Origin of the sequence: Streptomyces sp. NPDC048142 (genome assembly GCF_043202835.1) — a bacterium.
Lineage (GTDB): Bacteria > Actinomycetota > Actinomycetes > Streptomycetales > Streptomycetaceae > Streptomyces.
This window is the reverse complement of sequence record NZ_JBIDBC010000010.1, coordinates 119,800-139,052: the sequence shown is the minus strand read 5'-3', so window position 1 is coordinate 139,052 and position 19,253 is coordinate 119,800. Positions and strand designations below refer to the sequence as shown.

The window sequence follows — 19,253 nt, the reverse complement described above, 5'->3', positions numbered from 1 at the left end:
GAGACTAGGCCGCGCTGCCGACTCTTGAGTACGGAACGTCACGGAACCCGCACGTGTGGGTGACGTGAGGAGAGTCGAGCGAGCGGATGGTCAGCATGACCGGCAAGAGGAAGAGCGCGGCGAGGGCGACCGAGGTGGCGGGGGCCGCGGTGAGGGCGACCGGGGGGCGGGAGGCGGGTCCGGCCCGGGAGGCGGGTACGGCCGGCACGCGCGGCTTCGGGCTGACCGCCAACGGATACGGATCGCTGTCACGGCAGTTCAGCTCCACACCTCGGGGAGCCCGGCTCGCCCGCCGCACCGTGGTACGGCAGTTGGGGCACTGGGGGTTCGGGCCGATGACGGACGCGTCGTGCACGGTGGCGCTGGTGGTGGCGGAGCTGGCCGCCAACGCGGTCTGCCACGGGCGGCTCCGGGGGCGGAACTTCCAGGTGCGGGTGGACTACGAAGGCCCGGCTAGCCGCTTCCGTATCGAGGTCTCGGACGCTCTGCTCGGCCTGACGCCGGAGAGCCCGGTGCTGCCGCCGGACGACCAGGAGTCGGGGCGCGGTCTCTTCCTGGTGGAGTGCCTGGCGTCGCGGTGGGGGTGGGAGCCCCGGAACCCGATCGGGAAGACCGTGTGGGCGGAGGTGACGGCCGTCCGGCCTGCCGGTGGGCCCTGAGCGTTCCGCTCCACGCGCCCTGCCGTGCCTTGTGCGGCCTGCCCTGCCCGGCCTTACGCGACCTGCCCTACGCGACCTGCACGATCTGGATCAGGTTGCCGCAGGTGTCGTCCAGGACGGCGGTGGTGACGGGGCCCATCGTCAGCGGCTCCTGGGTGAAGCGCACCCCGAGGCCGCGCAGCCGGTCGAACTCCGCCTGTGCGTCGTCCACGGCGAACGAGGTGGCCGGGATGCCGTCCTCGACCAGGGCCGTCGTGTACGGCTTCACGGCGGGGTGCTTGTCCGGCTCCAGGAGCAGTTCGGTGCCGTCGGGGTCCTCCGGCGAGACCACGGTCAGCCAGCGGTCCTCGCCGCCGAGCGGGACGTCGTGCTTCTTCTCGAAGCCCAGTACGTCCGTGTAGAAGCGCAGGGCCTTCTCCTGGTCGTCGACGAAGACGCTGTTCAGGTGGATCTTCATGGGGCGCTCTCCGGTGCTTTCGGCCCGAGCCATCGGCTGACGATGTGCTCCAGGGGTTCGGTGTTCAGGTCGTGGAACTTGCAGCGGCCCTGGCGGCGCGTGACGACCAGGTCCGCCGCTTCCAGGACGGCCAGGTGCTGGCTGATCGCCTGGCGGGACAGGCTCAGGCCGTGTCTGGTCGCCAGCCGCGCGCATATCTCGAACAGTGTCTGGCCGTTCCGTTCCACCAGCTCGTCGAGGATGCGCCGCCGGGTGGGGTCGGCCAGGGCCTTGAAGACATCGTCCGCCATGACTCCACGATAGGCAAGCAGTGACTTGCCTATCAAGGCGGGGTCTGTCGACTCCCCGCGATGGCGTCCTGCCGGGCTGCGCGGACCGCCGGGCCAAGGGGCGGGGGAGCGGTTCCCGCCGGGACTGCCTTCTCCGAGCGGATCCGCCCGGAGAACGGCGGGGAGCGGGCGCGCGCACGGAAGATCGGAAGGACGCGCTGACGCGGCCGGCGAGAACCTACCGCTGTCCGGGCTGCTCGCCGATGGCCGCGATGACTGCGCGGGCCCAGTCGCGAGGTGCGGCCGCGTCGAGCAGGTGGATCAGGCGGGCCGTGTTCGCCCTGCGGCGGGACGGGGGTGTGGTCAGCGCGGTGTGCAGGGTGTCCACGAGGTCCTGCGGGTGGTGGGGGTCGGTGAGCAGTGCCGCGTCCCCGAGTTGCCCGGCGATGCCGGTGTGGCGGGAGAGGACGAGGATGCCCGCGCGTCCGGAGGCGGCCTGGGCGGTGAGGTATTCCTGGGCGGTGAGGTTCATCCCGTCGGCCAGTGAGGTCACCCAGAAGACGTCGGCTGCCAGATAGTGGTCCATGACCTCGGTGAAGGGGAGCGACCGGGGAACGTATTCCACCGGTTGCCATACACCGTCGCCCCAGCGGGCGTTGAGGGTGGCGATGGCTTGTTCGAGTTCGGTGCGGGTCGCCTCGTAGGCGCGGATCCCGGGCTCGGGCGGCGGGCACACGAGCCGGAAGCGCAGCCGTCCGCGCAGCTCCGGCTGCCGGTCGAGGAGGGCCGCGAGGGCGCGGATCTTGTGGACGGGGCCCTTGGCGTAGTCGAGGCGTTCCACGGACAGCACCAGCGGGCCGTCCGTTGCCGTGGTGTGGGGGGTGCGGGCGCGTGCGAGGGCCGAGACGGCTGCCTGGTCGATGCCCAGGGGGTGGACGCCTGTGCGTGGCACGGTGTTCGCGCCCCGCAACAGCTGGTGGAAGTGGCCGGCGAAGGCGGCCGTGTGAAAGCCCGCCCAGTCCAGCCGGGCGAGCGAGGCACGCAGTTGCCCGGCGGCGGGCAGGGCCCGGAAGACGTCGGGCGGAGGGAACGGGGTGTGGTGGAACAGGCCGATGGTCAGGTCCGGTCGGCTGCGCTTGAGGAGACCGGGGACGAGCCAGAGGTTGTAGTCGTGCAGCCACACGGTTCCGCCGTCGGCTGCGTGGGCGCCGATGTGGTGGGCGAAGGCGGCGTTGACGTGCTCGTAGTCGGCCCAGTGGGCCGGGTCGTGGTGGATGAGGTGCGGCTGGGACATCAGGGCCGGCCACAGTGCTTCTTTGCAGGCCCGGTGGAAGTAGCCGCTCCAGCGGGACTGCGGCACGGGCAGCAGGGCCATGGGCAGACCGTCGGGGAACGGGGCGGGCCAGGTGCCGTGTCCTTCGGCCGTGACCGCGGCGGCCCACACGGCGTGCAGGCCGCCGTCCTTGTTCTTGCCGCCGAGGATGGAGGTCAGGGTGGGCAGGATGCCGTTGGGGCTGGACGGCTGTACCCAACGTCCCTCGCTCCAGCGGGCCGGCGCGCGGTGGTAGCCGATGACCACCGGCGCGGGAGCCTTGACCCATTCGAGGTGCTGCAGAGCCGAGAGGATGGCGGCGGCACCGGCGAGGCGGGAGCGGTGGATCAGAGGGTCCTGGGGGGCCCGCTCGATGAGGGCCGGCTCGGCGTTGCCCACGATGACCCCGTGAGAGCCGAGCTGGAAGAGCGACAGGTCGTTGAGCGAGTCACCGGCGACCAGCAGGCCGGACAGGGGCCACTGGTGCTTGTGGACGAGCTGACGGACGGCCGGGCCCTTGCCCGCGTGCGGAGGCAGGACGTCGAAATAGCGTTCTTCGCTGTAGGACCAGGAGCATCCCAGGCTCGCCACGGCCGAAGTGAGGGCGCCCGTCAGCCCTTCGGGAGCCAGATGGAACGAGCAGCGCCCTTCCTGGGCGACCTCCTGGTACGTGAGCTGGGAGAAGGCGCGCAGGGTCTCCCGGACGTGTTCGTGTCCGGGCCATCCTGAGCGCAGCGGTCGCTCCAGCGCGTCGATATGGCTCATGTCGGCCGCGTCGACGACGCTGGCGCCGACGTCCGCGATGATCCACCGGGGGCGTGGGAGCAGCGGGTCCTGCCGCAGGAGCGTCCGCACGGAACTCAGGCTGCGGCCCGTCGCGAAGACGACGGTGATCTCGGGGTGACGCTCCAGTGCCCGGCGCATCCGCAGGCGGCTCTCCTGGTCCCCGCCCAGCAGTGTGCCGTCGAGGTCGGCGACCAGGACCCTTTCGCCCTCGGGTACCTGTCGGCCAGGGCCGTGAGCCCGGCGCGCGCGATCGTTCACGGCAACCCCCCTGTCTTTCCGGTCCACGTTCAGTGCGGCAGCCGTGCGAGGTGTTCGAGCCGTGCGGCGAGCTCGTCGGCGTTGAGGGCGTTGCTGGAGCCCGGCCCGGTAACGGCCGCTGTCCCGCAGGCCACTCCCGCTGCCAGACAGTCGGTCAGCGGGCTGCCGACCATCCACCGGTGCACGAAGCCCACGTTGAAGCAGTCTCCGGCCCCGGTGGTGTCCACCACCGGCACCGTGAGAGCGGCTCGGGCTGCTCGACGGCCGTTCGCGGAGGCGATCGCGCCCGCTGAACCCTGCTTGATCACCACCGTGGGCACCAGGTCGGCAAGGAGTACGAGCGCCTCGTCGACCGTGTCGGCCCCGGTCACCCGCAGCGCTTCCGACGCGTTGGGCGCGAACACGTCCACCCGGCCCAGCGCCTTGCGTACGTCGTCCATGCCGATGTGCCCGGGATAGTCCTGACAGTCCATGAACACCCGGGCCCCGTGCCGGGCTGCCGTCTCCAGGGCCTCGGTGGTGTCCGGGCCGAACCGGAGGAAGGGGAGCATCACCACCGCCGGCCGGAAGACCTCGATCAACTCTGCGAGGGGACGCGCCGTGACGGGGTCCTCGTAGGAGATCATCGCCCGGTCCCGGCGGTCGGACAGCGCCACTGTCACGTTGCGCACCGGGCGTTGGTGATGCCGGAAGCCCGCCTCGTCCATGCCTTCGCGGCGCGCCGTCGCCAGGACCTCACCGCTGAAGACGTCCGTGCCGAAATCGGCCGCCCACACCGCCCGGCGTCCCAGCCGGTGCAGCCCCATCGCCAAGGTGAACGCTCCGCCGGGCACCATGTCCAGTCCACCGGCCCCTACCTCGGTCCCCGCGCTCACCGGGCCGCGCAGATCCGTCAGGACGAGGTCGACCGAGTAGGCCCCGGCGACGAGCACCGTCGCCCGCCGGGACGACACGGGCCTCACCGGCCCGCCGCCGGGCGGTGCGTTCCACCGGGCGGCCGTTGCGGCGCGTGCTGCGGATCGGACATGGTCGGAAAGGTAATCAGACGATGACGCCCGGTCGTGATGCTGCTGGAGGAAGTGGCCATTTACCGACCCTGGTTTGCCCGGAACCGTCGTGACCGGTGCACGCGGGCCGGGCCCGGCACGATCCGAGTGAGAGGTCCTACGGAGTGTTCTGCCGGTCGGCCGCCTCCGCGCTCTCCGGGGCCGCAGCGGTCTCGGTGATGACTGGGAACCGGCGCGGGGCGAGGGTGATCAGGGCGAGCAGCGCCAGGGCCGCGGCTCCGGCGGCTCCGATGTAGATGTAGTCCACCGCCGTGTCGACCGCCCGGCGCAGGTGGTCGGTCGCCGCCGCGGAGAGGGTGCCCGGGTTCTCCAGGGCGCGGGCCGCCGCGTCCAGGTCGCCGGGGAGGCCGGGCACCGGGGCGTCGAGGAGGCGGGCGGCCAGGACGCTGTTGGCGACGGCCCCGAAGAGCGCCGCGCCGATGCTCTGGCCGACCTGGCGGGAGAAGAGGACGGACGCCGTCGTCGTACCGCGCTCCGCCCAGCCGACCGTCGACTGGACGCCCACGATCAGGGGGAGCTGGAAGAGGCCGAGGGCCGCGCCGAGCAGGAGCGTGAGGAGGGCGGGGTGCCAGGGCTCGCCGGGGTAGGGGAGGAGGGGGAAGGCCAGCAGGATCAGCAGGGCGGCGCTGATGCCGATGATCGCGGTGAGCCGGAAGCCGATGCGGTTGTAGACCCGGTCCGACAGGGCCGCGGTGACGGGCCAGCTCAGCGTCATCACGGAGAGTACGAACCCGGCGGCTATCGGGCCGAGGCCCAGCACCGACTGGGCGTACGTGGGCAGGAAGACGGTCGGCGCGACCATCAGCAGGCCCATCGCGCCGAGCGCCAGGTTGACCGATGCGATGGTCCGCCGCCGCCACACCCAGCCCGGGATGATCGGATCCGCCGCCCGCCGTTCGATCACGACGGTGAGCGCGGCCAGCGCCGCGCTCACCGCGAACAGGCCGAGCGAGGGCGCCGAGAGCCAGGGCCAGCCGACGCCGCCCTGCACGAGCGCCGTGAGCAGCAGGCTGCCGGTCGCGAAGACGGCGACCGCGCCCGCCCAGTCGACGCGGAGCCGGGCGGCGGGGCGGGGGCGGGAGGGTTCGTGGAGGTGACGGACGACCAGCCAGAGGGCGATGGCTCCGACCGGGAGGTTGACCAGGAAGATCCACCGCCAGTCGGCGTACCCGGCGAGCAGCCCGCCGACGACGGGTCCCGCCACCGCCGACGCGGCCCAGACCGTGGACAGCTTCGCCTGGATGCGCGGCCGTTCCTTGAGGGGGTAGAGGTCGGCGGCGATGGTCTGGACCGTGCCTTGCAGTGCGCCGCCGCCGAGCCCCTGGACGATACGGAAGGCGATGAGCGCGGCCATGTTCCAGGCGGCCGCGCAGAGGACCGAGCCGATCAGGAACAGGATGATCCCGGCTATCAGGACCGGCTTGCGGCCGAAGGTGTCGGAGAGCTTCCCGTACAGGGGGAGCGTGACGGTGACGGCCAGCAGATAGCCGGAGAAGAGCCAGGAGAAGGCGGTGAAGCCGCCGAGGTCGCCGACGATCTGGGGGACGGCGGTGGACACGATGGTGCCGTCGATGGCGGCCAGGGCCATGCCGAGCATGAGGGCCGCCACGACGGGGCGACGGCCCCGGGGGGTGGTGAGGGCGGGGGCGGGAGCGGCGGGAGGGCCGGGAGGGCTGGGGGCGCCGGGTGGTCCGCCCGGAACTCCCGTCCGGCTGGCGCTGTTCGTACTGCCTGTGGCTCCTGTGGCTCCTGTGACTCCTGCGCCGCTGGTGCCGCTGGTGCTGTTCGAGCCGCTGGTGCCGCTGGTGCCGCTGGTGCCGCTCGTGCCGCTGGTGCCGCTCGTGCCGCTCGTACGGTCTGTCGCTCCTGTGCCGCCTGTGCCGCTGGTGCCGCCAGTGCCGCCGGTGCCGTTCGTGCTGTCCGTGGCTCCTGTGCCGCTCACCGTTTCCCTTCCCCCTGCACGTATCTCCCGTGGCACTGTCTCATCCGGGGCGTGGGCTCGGGCGGCTTTGCCGTGAGACGGAAGCCCCCGGCCGGTAGCGGCCCTCCCGTGAGGCGGCCGGCGGCGGACGTCCTCGTTCCGGTCGATGGGCCGCCGCGCCGGGCCGAACGGTACCCCTGACCTCGCCTCCGACCAGGGGACGAGACCCCTAGGGGGCGCCCCCTCATAGCGGCCAGGGCCTGTTCCTCCCGGCGGAGGACGTGGCGGCAGGGGCCGTTTCCTTAGCCTGTTCTTACGTCGCTGCTACGGCGTACCGCAGGGGGGCAGGTGGGGAAAACCCCACCCGAAGACTGCGCTGGGCACCATCGCGCCGGACACCGTCCTGAACCCAGACTCGGAACGTACTCAATGACGTCCAGTCATCGACCGACATAGGAGAAATACCGTGACAACGGCTGTGACCATTCCCAGGCACGGGGGCACTGGAGGGCGTACGGCCGTCGCGGCGCGAGCGCGGCAGGTCGTGAAGGCGTACGGCACCGGTGAGACCCGGGTCGTCGCGCTCGACCACGTCGACGTGGACATCGCCCGCGGGCAGTTCACGGCGATCATGGGCCCGTCCGGTTCCGGCAAGTCGACCCTGATGCACTGCCTGGCCGGGCTCGACACGGTGACGTCGGGCGAGATCCACCTCGACGAGACCGAGATCACCCAGCTGAAGGACAAGAAGCTCACCCAGCTCCGGCGCGACCGGATCGGGTTCATCTTCCAGGCGTTCAACCTGCTCCCGACGCTCAACGCGCTCGAGAACATCACGCTGCCGATGGACATCGCGGGCCGCAAGCCCGACGCCGCCTGGCTCCGGCAGGTCGTGGAGACCGTCGGGCTCGCCGAGCGCCTCAAGCATCGCCCGACCGAGCTCTCCGGCGGTCAGCAGCAGCGCGTCGCCGTCGCCCGTGCGCTCGCCGCCCGGCCGGAGATCATCTTCGGTGACGAGCCCACCGGGAACCTGGACTCCCGCGCCGGGGCCGAAGTCCTGTCCTTCCTCCGCAAGTCGGTCGACGAGCTGGGCCAGACCATCGTCATGGTCACCCACGACCCCGTCGCCGCCTCCCACGCGGACCGGGTGCTGTATCTCGCCGACGGTTCCATCGTCGACGAGATGTACGACCCGACCGCGGACCAGGTACTCGACCGCATGAAGCACTTCGACGCGCGCGGGCGGACGTCATGACTGTCTGGAAGACCTCGATCCGCAACTTCCTCGCGCACAAGGGCCGGATGGCCCTCTCGGCGGTGGCGGTGCTGCTGTCGGTGGCGTTCGTCTGCGGCACGCTCGTGTTCACCGACACGATGAACACCACCTTCGACAAGCTCTTCGCCGTGTCCTCCCCGGATGTCACGGTCAGCCCGAAGGGCGCCGGGGAGAACGACGAGCAGCCCGACAACGGCAAGCCCGCCTCCCTGCCCGCCTCGCTCGTCCAGCAGGTCGAGAAGGCCGACGGGGTGAAGAAGGCCGAGGGCTCCGTCATGTCTATGGCGGTCACCGTCGTCAACAGCGAGAACAAGAACATGGGCTCCCAGAGCGGAGCCCCGACCATCGCGGGCAACTGGACCGAGAACGACCTGCGTTCGATGGAGATCACCTCCGGACACGCGCCCCGCGGCCCCACCGAGGTGATGGTCGACGCCGGCACCGCGAAGAAGCACAAGCTGGAGATCGGTGACGAGCTGCGCATCATCGCCGCCACCGGCGACATCACGACGAAGATCAGCGGCATAGCCTCCTTCACCGTCACCAACCCGGGCGCGGCCGTCGTCTACCTCGACACCGCCACCGCCCAGAAGCAGCTGCTCGGCGCCGCCGACGTCTTCACCCAGGTCTCGGTGACCGCGCAGAGCGGGGTCAGCGACACCCAGCTGAAGAAGAACGTGGCCGCGGTCCTCGACGGCTCGACCGCGTACAAGCTCCAGACCCAGCAGGAGGCCGCCGACGCCAACAAGGACTCCATGGGCGCCTTCCTGGACGTCATGAAGTACGCGATGCTCGGCTTCGCCGGAATCGCCTTCCTCGTCGGCATCTTCCTCATCGTCAACACCTTCTCGATGCTGGTCGCCCAGCGGACCCGTGAGATCGGCCTGATGCGGGCCATCGGCTCCAGCCGCAAGCAGGTCAACCGGTCCGTGCTGGTGGAGGCGGTCCTCCTCGGCATCGTCGGCTCCGTCCTCGGCGTCGCGGCCGGCGTCGGCCTCGCCGTCGGGCTGATGAAGCTGATGGGCGCCGTGGGCATGGAGCTGTCCACCAGGGACCTCACCGTCGCCTGGACGACTCCGGCGATCGGCCTGGCGCTCGGCGTCGTCGTCACCGTCCTCGCCGCTTACATCCCGGCCCGCCGGGCCGGCAAGGTCTCCCCGATGGCAGCGCTGCGCGACGCCGGTACCCCCGCCGACAGCCGGTCCGGCTGGGTCAGGGCCGGTATCGGCCTGGTCCTCACGGCGGCCGGCGGTGCGGCCCTGTGGGCGACGAGCCAGGCGGACAAGGCCGCTGAGGGCTCGATGTTCCTCGCCCTCGGCGTGCTGCTGACCCTGATCGGCTTCATCGTGATCGGCCCGCTCCTGGCCGGTGTGGTGGTGCGGGCCCTGGGCGTCGTCGTCCTGCGGCTCTTCGGCCCGGTCGGCCGGCTGGCCGAGCGCAACGCCCTGCGCAACCCCCGGCGTACGGGAGCGACCGGAGCCGCCCTGATGATCGGGCTCGCCCTGGTGGCCTGCCTGTCCGTCGTCGGGTCCTCCATGGTGGCCTCGGCCACCGAGGAGCTCGACAAGTCGGTCGGCGCGGACTTCATCGTCCAGGACAGCGGCACCGGCCGCCCGATCGTGCCCCAGGCCGCCGACGCCGTGCGGGCCGTCCCCGGCCTGGCGCACATGACCGACTACACCTTCGTCGAGGCCGAGGTCACCGCCCCGAACGGAAAGACGGAGGACGAGGGGATCACCGCCGCCGACCCGACGTACCAGCAGGACGTGCGCCGTACGGTCGTCTCCGGCGACCTCGCGAAGGCGTACGGCAAGAACGCCATGTCCGTCGGGGACGGGTACGCCGAGCGGCACGGGGTGAAGGTCGGCGACACGATCACCGTCGCCTTCAAGGCGGGGGAGACCGCGAAGCTCAAGGTCGCGGCCATCACCTCCGACGACACCAACATCGACCGCGGCGCGATGTACACCAACCTCACGACGGCCGCGTCCTACATCCCGGCCGACCGGATGCCGCACAACGTGGTGATGTTCGCGCAGGCAGAGGAGGGCAAGGAGAAGGAGGCGTACGCGGCCCTCAAGAGCGCCATGGCCGAGTACCCGGTCTACCAGGTGCAGAACCAGGCCGACTTCAAGGAACAACTGAAGGACCAGATCGGCCAGTTGCTGAACATCGTGTACGGTCTGCTCGCCCTGGCGATCATCGTCGCGGTGCTCGGTGTGGTGAACACCCTCGCCCTGTCGGTGGTCGAGCGGACCCGCGAGATCGGCCTGATGCGCGCCATCGGGCTCTCCCGCCGACAGCTGCGCCGCATGATCCGGCTGGAGTCCGTGGTCATCGCCCTCTTCGGGGCGCTGCTCGGACTCGGCCTCGGGATGGGCTGGGGCACCGCGGCCCAGAAGCTGCTGGCTCTGGAGGGGCTTGAGGTCCTGGAGATCCCGTGGCCGACGATCCTCACGGTCTTCGCCTGCTCCGCCCTCGTCGGACTGTTCGCCGCCCTCGTCCCGGCCTTCCGGGCGGGCCGGATGAACGTCCTGAACGCCATCGCCGCGGACGGGTGAGCGAGGGCCCTCCCAGCATCGCCACGGACGGTGAGCAGGGCCCTCCCAGCAACGGTGACCCTCCGGGTGTCACCGTAGGATGACCGGCAGGCCCCGGGACGTTCCTCCAAACGTCCCGGGGCCGAACGCGTTGCCCGGGGCTTCAGCCCCTCCGGCTGCTCGATGCCCTGCGGAGCGGGCGTAACGCCCCCCGGCACCGCGCGTAGACCGGTAATGACGTGCCGCGACCGGGTGACGTGCCGCGACCGGGTGACGCGCTACAGCGCCGCCCGCCCCTGCCCCGTCCGGCGGCGGCCGCGGTCTGGCCGGTTGCGGGCGCGACTGTCACTCCCGGGTCGTACTCTGGAAACCACCCCGGCCCCCGGGGTGCCCGGCGGATCATGGCCGGGCACCTGCGACGTGTCGGGCCTTTCGCGTTGCCCCTGGCAGCAGCCGGCTGCCAGTGACCCCTGAGCTACCCCTGATCTGATCCCCGGACGGAAACTTCATGAGTCTGCACGGTCTGCTGGATGTCGTCGTTACGGACCCGGCGCTCGCCGAGGCGGTGAAGGCCGCCGGAGACGGGCACCGGGCGCATGTCGACCTGGTGGGTCCGCCCGGTGCGCGGCCGTTCGCCGTGGCCGCGCTGGCCCGGCAGACCGGCCGGACCGTGCTGGCCGTCACCGCGACGGGCCGGGAGGCCGAGGACCTGGCCGCCGCGCTGCGCACCCTGCTGCCGCCGGACACCGTGGCGGAGTACCCGTCCTGGGAGACCCTGCCGCACGAGCGGCTCTCGCCCCGCTCGGACACTGTGGGCCGCCGGCTCGCCGTGCTGCGGCGCCTGGCCCACCCGCGCGAGGACGACCCGGAGACCGGCCCGGTCTCGGTGGTCGTCGCGCCGATCCGCTCCGTGCTCCAGCCGCAGGTCAAGGGGCTCGGAGAGCTGGAGCCGGTGGCCCTGAGCAGCGGACAGAGCGCGGACCTGGGTGAGGTGGTGGACGCGCTGGCGGCCGCCGCGTACTCCCGGGTCGAACTGGTCGAGAAGCGCGGCGAGTTCGCCGTACGGGGCGGGATCCTGGACGTCTTCCCGCCGACCGAGGAGCACCCCCTCCGGGTGGAGTTCTGGGGCGACGAAGTCGAGGAGATCCGCTACTTCAAGATCGCCGACCAGCGGTCCCTGGAGGTCGCGGCGCACGGGCTGTGGGCCCCGCCCTGCCGCGAGTTGCTGCTGACCGACCAGGTGCGCGAGCGGGCAGCGGCCCTGGCCGAGGCGCACCCGGAGCTGGGCGAGCTGCTCGGCAAGATCGCCGAGGGCATCGCGGTCGAGGGCATGGAGTCCCTGGCCCCGGTCCTCGTCGACGCCATGGAACTGCTGCTCGACGTCCTGCCGAAGGGCGCGATGGCGGTGGTCTGCGACCCGGAGCGGGTCCGCACCCGGGCCGCCGACCTGGTCGCCACGAGTCAGGAGTTCCTCCAGGCGTCGTGGGCGGCGAGCGCGGGCGGCGGCGAGGCCCCGATCGACGTGGGCGCGGCCTCGCTGTGGGGGATCGCGGACGTCCGGGACCGGGCCCGTGAGCTGGGCATGATGTGGTGGTCCATCTCGCCGTTCGCGGCCGACGCCGCCGAGCACGACGACGACACCCTCCAGCTCTCCATGCGCGCCCCCGAGGCGTACCGGGGCGATACCGCCCGCGCGCTCGCCGACACCAAGGGATGGCTGGCCGACGGCTGGCGCACGGTGTATGTGACGGAGGGTCAGGGGCTCGCCGCCCGTACGGCCGAGGTGCTGGGCGGCGAGGGCATCGCGGCCCGCCTGACCCCGGACCTCACCGAGATCGCCCCCTCCCTCGTCCACGTCTCCTGCGGGGCCATCGACCAGGGCTTCGTCGACCCGGCGCTGAAGCTGGCCGTGCTCACCGAGACGGACCTGACCGGCCAGCGCACCGCCACGAAGGACCTGGGCCGGATGCCGGCCCGCCGCCGGAAGACGATCGACCCGCTGACGCTGGAGGTCGGCGACTACATCGTCCACGAGCAGCACGGTGTCGGCCGGTACGTGGAGATGGTGCAGCGCACGGTCCAGGGCGCGACCCGGGAGTATCTGCTCGTCGAGTACGCCCCCGCCAAGCGGGGCCAGCCGGGCGACCGCCTCTACATCCCGACCGACCAGCTGGAGCAGGTCACCAAGTACGTCGGCGGCGAGGCCCCGACGCTGCACCGGCTCGGCGGCGCCGACTGGACGAAGACGAAACAGCGGGCGAAGAAGGCGGTCAAGGAGATCGCCGCCGACCTGATCAAGCTCTACTCCGCCCGGATGGCGGCCCCCGGCCATGCCTTCGGCGCGGACACCCCCTGGCAGCGCGAGCTGGAGGACGCCTTCCCGTACGCGGAGACGCCCGACCAGCTGTCCACGATCGCCGAGGTCAAGGAGGACATGGAGAAGACGGTCCCGATGGACCGGCTGATCTGCGGCGACGTCGGCTACGGCAAGACGGAGATCGCGGTACGGGCGGCGTTCAAGGCGGTCCAGGACGGCAAGCAGGTGGCGGTCCTGGTCCCCACCACGCTCCTCGTCCAGCAGCACTACGGCACCTTCACCGAGCGCTACTCCCAATTCCCCGTCAACGTACGGGCGCTGAGCCGCTTCCAGTCGGACGCGGAATCCAAAGCCACCCTCGAAGGCCTGAAGGACGGGTCCGTCGACCTGGTCATCGGCACCCACCGCCTCTTCTCCTCCGAGACGAAGTTCAAGGACCTCGGCCTGGTCATCGTGGACGAGGAACAGCGGTTCGGCGTCGAGCACAAGGAGCAGCTGAAGAAGCTCCGCGCCAACGTCGACGTGCTGACGATGTCCGCGACCCCCATCCCCCGTACGCTCGAAATGGCGGTCACCGGCATCCGCGAGATGTCCACGATCACCACCCCGCCGGAGGAACGCCACCCGGTCCTCACCTTCGTCGGCCCGTACGAGGAGAAGCAGATCGGCGCAGCCGTACGGCGTGAACTGCTGCGTGAGGGGCAGGTCTTCTACATCCACAACCGGGTCGAGTCCATCGACCGGGCCGCCGCCCGTCTCCGCGAGATCATCCCGGAGGCCAGGATCGCCACGGCCCACGGCCAGATGTCCGAACAGTCCCTGGAGCAGGTGGTGGTGGACTTCTGGGAGAAGAAGTTCGACGTCCTGGTCTCCACGACGATCGTCGAGTCCGGCATCGACATCTCCAACGCCAACACCCTGATCGTGGAACGCGGCGACAACTTCGGCCTCTCCCAACTGCACCAGCTGCGCGGCCGGGTGGGCCGGGGACGCGACCGGGGTTACGCCTACTTCCTCTACCCGCCGGAGAAGCCCCTCACCGAGACCGCCCACGAGCGCCTGGCGACCATCGCCCAGCACACGGAGATGGGCGCGGGCATGTACGTGGCGATGAAGGACCTGGAGATCCGTGGCGCGGGCAACCTCCTGGGCGGCGAGCAGTCCGGCCACATCGCGGGCGTCGGCTTCGACCTGTACGTCCGCATGGTCGGCGAGGCCGTCGCCGACTACCGGGCCCAGATGGAGGGCGGCGAGCAGGAGGAGCCGCCGCTGGAGGTCAAGATCGAACTTCCGGTCGACGCGCACGTCCCGCACGACTACGCCCCCGGCGAGCGGCTGCGCCTCCAGGCCTACCGCGCGATCGCCGCGGCCTCCTCGGAGGACGACATCCGCGCGGTACGCGAGGAACTGACCGACCGCTACGGCCCGCTGCCCGAACCGGTCGAGAACCTCCTCCTGGTCGCCGGCCTGCGCATGCTGGCCCGCGCCTGCGGCGTCGGCGAGATCGTCCTCCAGGGCTCCAGCATCCGCTTCGCCCCGGTGGAGCTGCGCGAGTCCCAGGAGCTGCGCCTGAAGCGCCTGCACCCCAAGACGGTCATCAAACCGGCCGCCCACCAGATCCTGGTCCCGCGCCCGACGACCGGCAAGATCGGCGGCAAGCCGGTCATCGGCCGCGAACTGCTGGCGTGGACGGGGCAGTTCCTGACGACGATCCTGGGGTCGTAGACGGGACTGCGTGCACGACCGGGCCCCGCCGGGCTTGCTCGTCCGGCGGGGCCGGTGGGTAGGCAAGCCCGGCGGGGCCCTGATGGGCAGGCAAGCTCGGCGGGGCCCGGTGGGTCCGGCCGGGCGGCGTTACGGTGCCGAGGCCGTCGGCTCCATTGGCGACTGCCTGTCAGTCGCCGCCCCCGCTCTCCGGCGTGAAGATCAGGCCGGTGAGGGACCGGAAGGCGGCCACCGGGTCCCGGCCCTCCAGCGCGTCCGGCAGGTTGCCGCTGAGCAGCAGCGTCGCGAAGCCGTGGGCCAGCGACCACGCGGCCACCCCCGCGAGGCGGTCGTCCTCGCCCCGGCCGGTCGGCGGGAGGTCCGCCACGCCCGCGCGCAACGCCTCGGTCGCCCGTGCGCGGGCGGCCAGCAGGTCCGGGTCGTCGGCGCGGTGCAGGTCCGGCTGGAACATCACCTGGAAGTGCGCGGGGTGCGTCGCCGCGAACCGTACGTACGCCACACCCCGCTCCCGTAGATCCGGCGCCCCGGCCAGCGCCTCCGCGAACAACGCGTACCCCTCGGCGGCCACGGCGGTCAGCAGACCCGTGCGGTCCTTGAAGTGGTGCGCCGGCGCGGCATGCGAGACGCCCGCCCGGCGGGCCAGGTCGCGCAGGCTCAGGGCGGCGGGGCCTTCGGCGGCGATGACGTCGAGGGCGGCGGTCAGGATGGCGCGCCGCAGATCGCCGTGGTGGTAGGTGCGCTCGCGTTCGCTGCTCATGGGCAGCACCCTACCCGGCATCTAGTCATTGACAAGTTCTGACGGGTGCGTGCATGCTGGAGGTCCGATCTAGTCACTGGCTAGATATGCGACTCCCGCCGGGAAAGTGGAGATCATGACCGGAGAACCGGCCCGTGTGCGGCAGATGTGGCACCTCCTGGAGCCCCTGCACGCCGTCCTGTACTACGCCCCCGAAGCCTTCGAGGAGGCCGCCGCGCTCGGGTACGACACCGAGGAGCGCTGGGCGGGCTACTTCGCCTGGCGTGCGGCCCCGTTGGGGGCGTTGGGGGCGGCCGATGCGCGAGAGGTGGTGCGGACGTTCCACAGCTTCGCCCCGGCGATGGTGGACCGCCATGTTCCGGCCGTCTGGGCGACCGCCGGGCCCGAGGCCGTCCTCGCCGCTCGGCTGCGGGCGGTCGACCGGTCCTGGCGGGCGCTGTTCGGGGACCGGGTGGAGGGGCCGGAGTTCGCGGAGGCCGCCGCCCTGGCCCGCCGGGCGGCGGAGGCGGCACGAGGCCCCCGGGCGGCGGAGGCGGCGTCCCCGGGGATCGCCCGCGGCCTCGGAGTCGCCAACTCCGCCCTGTCCTGGCCGAGGGCCCCGCACCTGACGCTCTGGCAGGCGGCGACCGTCCTGCGCGAACACCGGGGCGACGGGCACATCGCCGCCCTGACCGCGGCCGGCCTCGACCCGGTCGAGTCGCTGGTCTCCTTCGCGGCGGTCGGCGCGGCGGCCCCCGAGGTGTTCGCGAGCCGGGGGTGGAGCGCGCAGGAGTGGGGCGCGGCCCGGCTGCGGCTCCGGGAACGCGGGCTGCTGGCGGCGGACGGCACGGCCACGGACGCGGGGCGCGAGCTGCGCGCGAAGGTGGAGCTGCGTACCGACGAGGAGGCCGCCGCACCGTGGCGGGCGCTGGGGGAGCCGGGGCGCGAGCGGCTCGCGGAGTTGCTGGGGGAGCCCTGGCTGGAGGTCATCGGCTCGGGGCTGCTGCCCGCGGAGAACACCCTCGGCATCGGTAAGTGACCCGGAGGGCGGCAGCGGGCCGGAGCCTCGTTCGCTGGGCCGGCAAGCGGGCCGTGCTCACCCGGTGCGGCGGCTGAGCGGCTGCCGCCGCACCGGGGAGGCGGGCCTCAGACCTTGCCGCCGCAGATGACGTCGTACGGCCGGCCCATCGCCATCATCAGCTGCATGGGCTCGGTGGTCGCCGCCGGGCACTCGTCCTTCTCCTTGACGAGTCCGAGGACCTTGAAGTCATCCGAACCGGCCGAGGCACAGGCGATCTCCTGGGCCGACGCCGACACGCAGTCGCCCTCGACGAGCTGGCCGCCCCCGGCGCCCGCGTCACCGGGGTGATCCCCGGACAGGTTGCGGCCGCAGACCGTGTTGGTGGGGATGCCGCCGCTCTTCTTGTCGTCGTCGGAGCCGAAGACCCGGGAGACCTGGATGATCAGGTCCGTTCCGGCCGGGCACTGGATCGCGTTGGGCAGGATGCTCGCGCTCTTGATCTCCAGCGCCTCGAAGGTCGCTCCCGACTCGTCGCAGTCGAAGGCGCGGTAGCCGTCCGGCTTGTTCTCCGGGTCCGGCCCTCCGCAGTCGCCGATCTCCCACGACCCGCCCTTGCCGTCCGAGGCGGATGAGGAGGACGACGGCTTCGAGGACGAATCCGACGACTCGTTACCGAAGATCTTGGACGCCCCATAGCCCAGACCGAGGATCACCGCGAGCACCAGGAGGCTCTGCAGGCACCCGGCGGCTCTCCGGGGGCGGGGCGGTGTGGTGCCTGGCTGGGTCATGATTCTGCTCCTCGACGGGCGGTGCACGGGGGCGAAGTCACGGGTGGGGACGCGCCATGCACACCTCACGGTTCCGGCCGGATCACTCCGGTACGGGCGATGCCCGCCGAGGTCCCCGACCAGGGAACGGGCCGGATTCGCGATCCCCTGCCGGCTCCGCGATCCCCTGCCGGAGGCCGGAGGCCGGGCAGCGGTGGCGCGGGCCGCCGTCCCACCGGAGCGCGCGACGGTACGGAGTCGATATTCGCTGGTCGGAGCGGTCCGGGCTGCTTAGGGTCGCGCGTATGAAGCTGGACATCACCACCCTCGCCGAACGCCCGGAGCTGGCCGACGCCCTGGACCGGATGCCGGACACCTGGCCGGAGTTCGTCCTGGAGGACATCGTCGGCTGGGCGAACTTCGCCAGGATCGCGGTCGAGTTCCCCCAGCACGTGCTGGTCGCCACCGACCCCGGGGGAACCGTGGTCGCCCGCGCCTACAGCGTGCCCTTCGTGCTGGACGCCCCCGGGCGCGGTGAACTGCCCGTCGGCGGGTGGGACCGGATGCTGCTGTGGGCGTTCGCGGACCTGCGGCGCGGGCGGACGCCCGACACGGTCGGCGCGATCGAGATCACGGTGGCCACCGGCCATCAGGGCAGGGGGATATCGGGCCGGATGCTCGCCGCGATGCGCGACAACGCGCGACGGCTCGGCTTCGGGCAGGTCGTCGCCCCGGTGCGGCCGAGCGGCAAGCACCTGCGGTCCGGCCTGCCGATGGAGGAGTACGCCCGGCTGACCCGCCCCGAGGACGGGCTGCCCGAGGACCCCTGGCTGCGGGTCCACGCGCGGGCGGGCGGGACGGTGGACTCGGTCGCCACCGTGTCGATGACCGTGAGCGGTTCGCTCGCGCAGTGGCGGGAGTGGACCGGGCTGCCCTTCGACACGGACGGCCCGGTGGAGGTGCCGGGGGCGCTCGTCCCGGTGCACTGCGCGCTCGCGCACGGTTACGCGGTCTACGTCGAGCCCAACGTCTGGGTACGGCACCGGCTGTGACGGCGGCCCCGGGGCCCCGCCCGCCCCCGGGCCCTCGCCTGCCCCCGCGCTCCCGCCCGCCCCGGACGGCTTCCCGGACACGGAACTGGGCACGGAACTGGACGCGGTCCTGCGGGCCCGGGGTGTCACCACGGCCGTCGTCGTCACCGGGTTCGCCACCGAGATCCGCGTCGAGTCCACCGCCCGGCAGGCTCTGAGCCGGGGGGACGACGTGGTGCTCGCGGCGGACGGGCGCACCACGTCGGTCCGGACGGACGCCCGCGCCGAGCCCTACTGCTCCAGGTCGACGATGTCCTTCGCGGCGGGCTTCTCCGCCACGACGGGCACATCGAACTCGGACAGGTCCATCGTCATCGGCTCCTCGCCGCCCCGGGACGTGACGCGCAGGATGTACGGGTCGCCCTCGGCGGAGACGTCGATGGTGAACGTCTCCTTGCCCTCCTTCTCCGTGAGGCGCAGGGCGGGCTTGCCGGCGACCGTCGTGGGGCCCTTCTTGCGGGCTGCGTTGTCGCCCGCCTCGAACTCCTTCAGCAGTCCCTTCAGGTCGCAGAACTCGATGGTGTCCTCGGTGTCCGGGTCGGACGCCTTCGACTCCATCCAGCGGTCCGCGATCAGCTTGACCGCCGCGTCCACGTCCGCCTTCGGCTCGCCCTGCGACTGCTCGCGCAGCAGGGTCTCGTCGAGCTTCGTGTAGACCGTGTCGCCGGTCTTGCGGACCTCCATCGTGCCTGTGCCGCCCATGGTCATCGTTCCGGTGCAGTCACCCCCCAGGCTCGTGGCGAAGTCGGCCCGGACCCGGCCGTCGGAGGTGGTCATGTCGAGCCCGATCCGCAGGGACTTCACCCCGGTCGTCTTCGTGAGGGCCTTGTTCACGACCTCCGGACCGGACACTCCGGCGAACGGCCCGGTCTCCTTCGGGGAGTCCGTGCCGCAGGCGGCGAGACCGAACAGGGCCATGGCGCAGACGGTGTTGACGGATATACGGGTGATGAGACGCATGGGTCAGGCTCCGGAAGGAGAGGCGCGCGGCGCCGGGTCGACAGAGAGGAAAAGCGGTCCTGGCGTGGACGGAGCAATAACAGCAGAGCTT

General features: G+C 71.8%; 14 protein-coding genes and 1 pseudogene. 7 read left to right on the top strand and 8 right to left on the bottom strand.

Features of this window, described 5'->3' with window-relative positions:
* Positions 1 to 86 precede the first annotated feature (86 nt).
* On the top strand, positions 87 to 659 hold the full coding sequence (locus ACGF2Y_RS15910) for an ATP-binding protein (protein WP_392947059.1): 573 nt from the start codon (positions 87 to 89) through the stop codon (positions 657 to 659).
* A gap of 67 nt (positions 660 to 726) precedes the next feature.
* On the opposite strand, the gene ACGF2Y_RS15905 is transcribed toward ACGF2Y_RS15910, so the two are convergent.
* The 5 genes from ACGF2Y_RS15905 to ACGF2Y_RS15885 form a co-directional block, all read right to left on the bottom strand.
* Positions 727 to 1,116, bottom strand: coding sequence for a VOC family protein (locus ACGF2Y_RS15905; protein WP_392947057.1), 390 nt, complete (start codon positions 1,114 to 1,116; stop codon positions 727 to 729).
* Positions 1,113 to 1,406: an ArsR/SmtB family transcription factor gene (locus ACGF2Y_RS15900; protein ID WP_392947055.1), complete on the bottom strand. Its 294-nt coding sequence runs from the start codon at positions 1,404 to 1,406 to the stop codon at positions 1,113 to 1,115. Before ACGF2Y_RS15900 ends, ACGF2Y_RS15905 begins: the two co-directional genes overlap by 4 nt.
* A gap of 217 nt (positions 1,407 to 1,623) precedes the next feature.
* A complete protein-coding gene (locus ACGF2Y_RS15895) occupies positions 1,624 to 3,741 on the bottom strand; it encodes a trehalose-6-phosphate synthase (protein ID WP_392947052.1) in 2,118 nt (705 codons plus the stop codon).
* A gap of 29 nt (positions 3,742 to 3,770) precedes the next feature.
* Positions 3,771 to 4,694, bottom strand: coding sequence for a carbohydrate kinase family protein (locus tag ACGF2Y_RS15890; protein ID WP_392947049.1), 924 nt, complete (start codon positions 4,692 to 4,694; stop codon positions 3,771 to 3,773).
* 211 nt (positions 4,695 to 4,905) lie between these two features.
* Positions 4,906 to 6,405 carry an MFS transporter gene (locus ACGF2Y_RS15885; RefSeq protein ID WP_392947292.1) on the bottom strand — a complete coding sequence of 500 codons (1,500 nt, stop codon included), beginning with the start codon at positions 6,403 to 6,405 and terminating at the stop codon, positions 4,906 to 4,908.
* 790 nt (positions 6,406 to 7,195) lie between these two features.
* Here ACGF2Y_RS15885 and ACGF2Y_RS15880 point away from each other — a divergent pair.
* The 3 genes from ACGF2Y_RS15880 (at position 7,196) to mfd (ending at position 14,587) form a co-directional block, all read left to right on the top strand.
* The gene (locus ACGF2Y_RS15880) at positions 7,196 to 7,984 is read left to right on the top strand and encodes an ABC transporter ATP-binding protein (protein ID WP_392947047.1); all 789 of its coding nucleotides are present in this window, start codon (positions 7,196 to 7,198) and stop codon (positions 7,982 to 7,984) included.
* On the top strand, positions 7,981 to 10,566 hold the full coding sequence (locus ACGF2Y_RS15875; RefSeq protein WP_392947044.1) for an ABC transporter permease: 2,586 nt from the start codon (positions 7,981 to 7,983) through the stop codon (positions 10,564 to 10,566). The genes ACGF2Y_RS15880 and ACGF2Y_RS15875 overlap by 4 nt, the downstream gene beginning before the upstream one ends.
* Positions 10,567 to 11,053: 487 nt before the next feature.
* Positions 11,054 to 14,587, top strand: coding sequence for a transcription-repair coupling factor (mfd, locus tag ACGF2Y_RS15870; protein WP_392947041.1), 3,534 nt, complete (start codon positions 11,054 to 11,056; stop codon positions 14,585 to 14,587).
* 169 nt (positions 14,588 to 14,756) lie between these two features.
* Here the strand turns inward: mfd and ACGF2Y_RS15865 are convergent, their stop codons facing one another.
* On the bottom strand, positions 14,757 to 15,344 hold the full coding sequence (locus tag ACGF2Y_RS15865; protein ID WP_392947038.1) for a TetR/AcrR family transcriptional regulator: 588 nt from the start codon (positions 15,342 to 15,344) through the stop codon (positions 14,757 to 14,759).
* A gap of 115 nt (positions 15,345 to 15,459) precedes the next feature.
* On the opposite strand from ACGF2Y_RS15865, the gene ACGF2Y_RS15860 reads away from it, so the two are divergent.
* A complete protein-coding gene (locus tag ACGF2Y_RS15860; protein WP_392947035.1) occupies positions 15,460 to 16,362 on the top strand; it encodes a hypothetical protein in 903 nt (300 codons plus the stop codon).
* 107 nt (positions 16,363 to 16,469) lie between these two features.
* Here the strand turns inward: ACGF2Y_RS15860 and ACGF2Y_RS15855 are convergent, their stop codons facing one another.
* Positions 16,470 to 17,132, bottom strand: a complete 663-nt coding sequence (locus ACGF2Y_RS15855; RefSeq protein ID WP_392947032.1) for a hypothetical protein — start codon at positions 17,130 to 17,132, stop codon at positions 16,470 to 16,472.
* 284 nt (positions 17,133 to 17,416) lie between these two features.
* Between ACGF2Y_RS15855 and ACGF2Y_RS15850 the strand changes: the two genes are divergently transcribed.
* Entirely contained in the window at positions 17,417 to 18,163 is a 747-nt protein-coding gene (locus ACGF2Y_RS15850) for an N-acetyltransferase (protein ID WP_392947030.1), read from the top strand.
* A gap of 73 nt (positions 18,164 to 18,236) precedes the next feature.
* Positions 18,237 to 18,422, top strand: a pseudogene (locus tag ACGF2Y_RS15845) (isochorismatase family protein); the annotation flags it as partial.
* A gap of 11 nt (positions 18,423 to 18,433) precedes the next feature.
* Here ACGF2Y_RS15845 and ACGF2Y_RS15840 read toward each other — a convergent pair.
* Entirely contained in the window at positions 18,434 to 19,162 is a 729-nt protein-coding gene (locus tag ACGF2Y_RS15840; protein WP_392947027.1) for a hypothetical protein, read from the bottom strand.
* Positions 19,163 to 19,253 lie beyond the last annotated feature (91 nt).